At 54.8% G+C, this 6,252-nt stretch carries 4 protein-coding genes; 1 reads left to right on the top strand and 3 read right to left on the bottom strand.

Annotated features, from left to right (window positions below; translation table 11 throughout):
- Window positions 1-53 precede the first annotated feature (53 nt).
- From DS742_RS07510 to DS742_RS07520, 3 genes are all read right to left on the bottom strand, one after another.
- Window positions 54-1,337, bottom strand: a complete 1,284-nt coding sequence (locus DS742_RS07510) for a DUF7601 domain-containing protein (RefSeq protein WP_117416375.1) — start codon at window positions 1,335-1,337, stop codon at window positions 54-56.
- A 141-nt stretch (window positions 1,338-1,478) separates the two neighbouring features.
- Window positions 1,479-2,057, bottom strand: coding sequence for a signal peptidase I (gene lepB / locus DS742_RS07515; RefSeq protein ID WP_242996422.1), 579 nt, complete (start codon window positions 2,055-2,057; stop codon window positions 1,479-1,481).
- Complete coding sequence (locus DS742_RS07520; RefSeq protein WP_205692743.1) at window positions 2,054-5,911, bottom strand: right-handed parallel beta-helix repeat-containing protein; 3,858 nt, start codon at window positions 5,909-5,911, stop codon at window positions 2,054-2,056. Before DS742_RS07520 ends, lepB begins: the two co-directional genes overlap by 4 nt.
- A gap of 76 nt (window positions 5,912-5,987) precedes the next feature.
- Here DS742_RS07520 and DS742_RS29215 point away from each other — a divergent pair.
- On the top strand, window positions 5,988-6,252 hold a 265-nt coding region (locus tag DS742_RS29215), incomplete at its 3' end, for a hypothetical protein (protein ID WP_205692744.1).

Genomic DNA, 6,252 nt, shown 5'->3' on the forward strand with positions numbered 1-6,252 from the left:
CCGGTGTTGGTTCTTTGATTTGTAAGATTTTTGGCTGCCGTTTGAGCTGCGGTTTAACGGGAAGTATAACCACGGCGTCTGCGGGCTTTCACGGCAACAAACAGAATCAGCGCGCCTACGGCCACCGCAAGCAGCAGGATAAAGGGCAGATTGTCAATGATAACGCCGGTGGGGGTGATGGGCGCCGCTGCATGTTCGTTTTCAAAGGCAGCAGCATTCCACGACTGGGTTTGAACGATCCTCGCTTCGTTACCGCTGTTAGCGTCATTGGTAGAAACCGCCATGTTCTCACCGGGAGCCGTATAGCTGGTAATCGTGCCGCCTTGGTTAAGGTCCACTTTTCCTTTGTAATCAGGTGTAGCCGCTTCCTGCATTTCATAGAAAGTGCCGATTGGCATGTCAGCAAAAATAAGTGTCTGATAGTGTTTCAATTTGATTGTCTCGTTGATGCCCGAGGTGAACTCGATGTAGTTTCCATAAGTATCGTTTTGGATGGTGCCGCTGTAGTTATCCGGCGATGTGACAACCGTATAGGTGTCTCTAGTTGGGTCATAGTTTGCCACATATGCTTTGTAGGTTGCCGCAGGCGCCGAGGATGGGGCGGTCACTTTCACAGTAAAGGTAAAATATTTAGATTTATCGGCGTAATCGCCAGCTACCGTCTTAAGGAGACGCAAATTACTTATTGATTCGCATGGATCTTCGCTACCAGTCGTCTTAGAATAATTGTTGACAAACTCCATGTCAGAACTGCCGGGCGTAGGATCGATTTTGGCCTCCGGTTGGCCCGCGTCATCGGTGGTCCAGGCTTCCACGGTATCCACATAACAGCCGTTTGAGCCGTTCTTTACGTACAGCTTGACGATGTATGTAGCGTTGTCATATGTTATGGTTTCCGTTGCGCCTGGAATGTAAGTATTCGGGGTTTCCGCCAGAGTGTAGGTGTATACACCCGCCCTGGGGAAGGTCACCGAATTGGCCGGGAACGCGGCGGACTCCTTGCTGTAGCTGGCAACACCGTCCTCCGTGGATGCCGCTGTATCCGTCGAGCTGAACGTAATGTCTGAGACGCTGATTGCCGGCATGACGGTTATCTGCTCGTCATCGCCGTCAATATCCTCCGGAGTGAGGGTGTATTGGAATGTGGCGCTGGGCACGGTGAGGTTATCCGCCAGGTTCAGCGTTTTTTTCAGCGTGATCTTTGCGTGGTTGCCCTCCGATCCTCCGGTGACAGGGGTAGGGGCTGCCAGTGCAGGCAGGGCGGTTCCAAGGCACAGCACGATGGCAAGCGCCATTGTCAGAACCTGTTTAAGAAATTTCACAACTTTTTGTTTCATAACTTTTATTCCTCCATATTGAAATAGTATAGATTTGTGAATGGTCGGTATCTATAAACGCAGGGGGCAGGGCACGAGGCTACCCGGCAGCCTGATGACGGTAAAGCGTCCCGGATGCGCCTTTGCTCCCGGCCCCTGCGCCTATATGCTTCTCCGCCGGAAAACGGCCATGACCTTTCCCAGCGTGTCCCGGATCTCGACGACGCCATAAACGCGGCTGTCCGTGGCATTGGTCCGATGGTCTCCCAATACGAATACCTGCCCTTCGCTCAGGGTAACCGGGAATTCGGGGCCGCCCTCGTAACGGTGGGTGGCAAAATAGATGTCCGGTTCCTGCTGGATGGCGCCGTTGATGATCAGTCCGTCTTCGGTAATGTCCACGGTGTCGCCCGCCGTGGCGACTACCCGGCGCACCTGCTTTTGCCCCTGGTATTCCAGCACCAGGACGTCCCCGGCGATATACCGCTTATCCAGCCTGTAGAAGATTACCAGGTCGCCGTCTTTGACCGCCGGGGTCATGTCGGCATCGGCATTGCGGTACAGGCCGAACAGGAACGTAAACAGCAGCAGGAACGCCAGACTGATTACTGCAATCTTGCCCAGCAGAAGCAGGACCTCTTTCCAGAGCGGGGGCGGTGGCATATACGTCGCGGGTTCCTGTGGTGGCTCCCGGTTCCGCTGTGGTTCTGAAATTATCGCGTGCTTGGCTGATTCTCTCAATTCATCACCCCCTTTTGGCGCCTGCGGCGCATTAGTCCGGCAGTCAGCAGGAGCACGGCGACGCCCGCAAGCAAAGAAAGCAGCAGTGCTGGCCCTGTACTGTTTGGCCGTATGCCGGTGGCTACGACATCGGCATACGTGTTTGTAAAGGCAATGGTTCGGTCCGTACCCGTCATAGTCAGCTCACCGGTGGACACGCCGGTACCGGTAGACAGGTCGCTGTCCGACCACGAGGCTGTATACCCGATAACTGACTCTGTTTCGATCCATACCTTGCCGTCTGTCGGAACATCCGCAATGGTGATTTGCTGCCCGTGGCGCAGGGTGAAGATTGCATCGCCGTTGGCATCCAGCGTCAACGTCCCGTTTGACGGACGCACGGCCCCCGAGCCGGAGACGATGCCGCCCTTGTAGGTGAGCGTTCCCGTAAGCGGCGTGCCACTGCTGTCCTCAAATCTTAGGGTGAAGGTAAAATCCCTTGTCTTGTCGGCGTAATCGCCGCTGACTACATTTGACACCGTGACGCTGTTTCTTGTGTATCTCAGGTAGATATCCGTATTGTTTGTCACATCGGACAGGGTGACAGGAACCTCGCTGCCTTGCCGTGTGCCGCTCGTACCCCACTGCCACCCAGCGTACACATACCCTGGAATGGCAGGGATTTTTTCGTGCGGGAGGGTAAACGCCGCGCCGTACACCGCGGCGTATCCAATCGAAGACAATTCACCTACAGGATTCCTATTCGTATCTACATAATGCACGGTCACAATACGCACGAAGATATCGTAGTTGTTGAGCGGATGGTTATAGATGCTACTGGTGGCGGTCGCTATTTGGGGGTAGTTGGCTGTCATATCCGGGAGAGGCTCGCCAGCTACTGACGCCGTATTGCCGCTAAACGTTACCGCATCTGAAACAGACAGTTTCGTAATAATGCTGGTGTAAATTCCGCCTCCGTTATTTGCCGTATTGCCCGTAACCTCGCCGCCCTCCACGGTGACAATGGCGGTGCTGTCGGCGTAAATTCCGCCGCCGTTGGAATTAACCGTATTGTCCGAAACCTTACCGCCCTCCACGGTGACAACGCTGCTGTTGGAGGCGCAAATTCCGCCGCCGTTGAAATTAGCTGCCGTATTACCCGTAACCTCGCCACCCGCCACGGTGACAACGCTGCTGCTGTTGGCGTAAATTCCGCCGCCGCCCTTCGCCGTATTGCCCGAAACCTTACCGCCGCCTGTCACGGTGACGCTGTTGCCGTTGTAGCTGGCGTAAATCCCGCCGCCACTATACATCGCCGTATTGTCCGAAACCTCGCCGTCTGCCACGGTAACGAAGCTTCTGTTGTTGTAAATCCCACCTCCGTAATTCGCCGTATTGCCCGAAACCTTACCGCCGCCCTCCACGGTGACAATGGTGGCGTCGCTGCCGGCGTAAATCCCGCCTCCGTTATTTGCCGTATTGCCCGAAACCTCACCGCCCTCCACGATGAGGCTGCCGCCGTTGGAATGAATTCCGCCTCCGTTATTTGCCGTATTACCTGAAACTTCACCGCCCACCACGGTGAGGGCGCTTCTGTAGGTAGCAATCCCGCCGCCGTAGGAAACCGATGAATTCAATGTATTGTTGATGATTTTACCGCCATAAATGGTGACGGTATTATTGCTATCAGCGTAAATGCCGCCGCCACTATACATCGCCGTATTGTCCGAAACCTCACTGCCGCTCTCCATGATGAGGGTGCTGCTTTTGTAGACGTAAATTCCACCGCCATACTTCCCCTCATTCCGCAAAACGGTGCTGTCCTCAATGGTGACAATAGAGGTGCCGCCATCAGCATAAATGCCGCCACCACCTCTCCCGTTGTTACCCGTTCCATTGGCTTTGTTGTCAGATAGCTCACTGCCAACAATGGTCCCAGTGCTGTCGCTGAGGTAAACCCCGCCGCCGTTGACTTGCGCCGTATTGTTCGAGATAGTCCCACCTGTCATGGAAAAACTGCTGGCGTTAACCGCCTGTACGCCACCGCCATTTTCGGTTGCTTCGTTGCCGCTGATTTCACCGCCGTTCATAACAAGAGAGGCGCCGCCCAGTATTGTCACGCCACCACCATTACTACCGGCTTTGTTCCCGTTGATTTTGCTGTCCAGAAGGGTAGCCGTACCTCCGTTGAGGTAAATCCCGCCGCCGTTAACTTGTGCTGTATTGTTCGAGATTGTACCATCATCTGCCATACGGAAGCTGCTGTTGGCGTGAAGTACATATACGCCCCCACCGTTTACGACTGATTCGTTGTAGCTGATTTCGCCACCGCTCATAACAAAAGAGGCGCCGCTCAGTATCCTCACACCACCGCTGTCACTACCGGCCTTGTTCCCGTTGATTCTGCTGTCCTGAAATGTGGCTGCACCTCCGCTGAAATAAATCCCGCCGCCCGATGATTGTGCCTCATTACCGGAGACCTCACTGTTCTTGGCAGAAATAGTGTCGTTGATGGAGTAAAGACCACCGCCGTAGGCCGCCTCATTACCGGAGAACTCGCTGTTCTCGGCAGAAATAGTGCATCTGGCGGAGTACATGCCGCCGCCGTAAAGTGCCGTATTGCTGGTGATTTCGCTGTCCTCAATGGTAATTGTGGCGTCTAATCCGTAAATGCCACCGCCATTACCATTGCTATTTGTCACTGTATTCACGGAGATTTTGCTGTCACCCGTAACTGTAAGGTACCCGTTATTCCGGATGGAAATCCCACCGCCATAGCTCGCGGAACAGCCAGAAATTTCGCTGCCTTCAATAAGAACGGTGTTGCTTCCTTTTGCGTAAATGCCCCCGCCGTAGTCGTCCGGTGCTAAGCAGTCCTGGACTCGCACACCTTGCAGCGTCAGGGAACTGCCGGTTTCAAGGTCGATCCCACCGGCCGTACCGCCGCCGTCCAGCACAACGTGATCAAGCGTAAGCGTTTTGTTGCCGGAAACAACAAAGTGGCGCCAACCTGTAGACGTCAGAGTGGCAGAGCCTGCTTCGGGGGCTGCCTTGATCGTGACATTCTTCGTTACGTTTAGTGCGCTCGTAAATTCTATGTCGTTGGTAAGCAGGATGGTATCCCCATCGGATAACGCGGGCCATACAACATCCTTCAGGTCATCAAAATTGGACACCTGTATGACGGCTCCATCAAACAACTGAACGCCCATCGGCAGCCGCATCCCCGCGTCCATACCGGAAACCGCCGTATCCTCCGCCAGTTCCAGCGGCGCAGACCAGGAGGCTGTCGCTTCCTCGTCCATCTCAAAGCGGTTGTCGTTTGCTATGAACAAGGGCAGCAGGTATTCCGTTTCGCCAATGATTTCAGATGTGACGCTCACCACGTAACTGCCGGGCGCCATGCCTTCAAACCGGTAGGCGCCGTCAGCCTCGGTGACCGTCTCCTGCACCACGGTATTCAAATCGTCCGCCGCATAAAGCACAACGGGGTATCCTTCAACGCCGGTTTCGTCCAAGTCCCTGATCCCGTCGCTGTTTTCGTCCAACCAAACCACTCCGCTGATGGAAGGGAACACAGTTGCTTCGCCATCCACCACCGTTACCAGCGCATAGGGAAGCTCCCCTGTATAGCTGTAATCTGAAACCTGTGCGGTAAAGGTGTAGGTGCCGGGTGTGTCTTTGTCATAATCATCACTGATCCAGGTCACGGGGATTTCTATCACAACGCCGGTTACCGTGCCGTTTTCGTCGCACGCATACCAGGCAGGGGCGCCGCCGTTCAGTGATCCGTAGGTGCGGTATTCATCCAAGTATGTGTAAAGCTCTCCGTCCGCAATCTGGTAACCATATGTATCGCCCGGTTCGGTCGACACAAAGAACTGCTGCGATTGGGATACGGTTGTTTGGCCCACATGAATGGACATCAGCTGGACTTTGGAGCCGGCTGCTTTGACCAGTTCAATGGATGGTACACTTTCCGATTCCGCTGACACAACCGGTTCATTGTCCGGTTCTCCCGGCTCCAACGATTCAACCGCTTCGCTTTCCGATTCTTCCAGTTCCGGCGATTCAGCCGGTTCGCTTTCCGGTTCTTCCAGTTCCGGCGATTCGGCCGGTTCATTGTCCGGTTCTTCCGGCTCTGCTGATTCAGCCGGTTCGCTTTCCGGTTCTTCCGGCTCTGCTGATTCAGCCGGTTCGCTTTCCGGTTCTTCCG

Source organism: Lacrimispora amygdalina (assembly GCF_003432035.1).
Taxonomy (GTDB): Bacteria; Bacillota; Clostridia; order Lachnospirales; family Lachnospiraceae; genus Lacrimispora; species Lacrimispora amygdalina.

What these genes read in the sequence shown, in the direction of transcription:
- DS742_RS07510 (WP_117416375.1), bottom strand. Translation starts at nt 1,337, where the DNA reads ATGAAACAAAAAGTTGTGAAATTTCTTAAACAGGTTCTGACAATGGCG.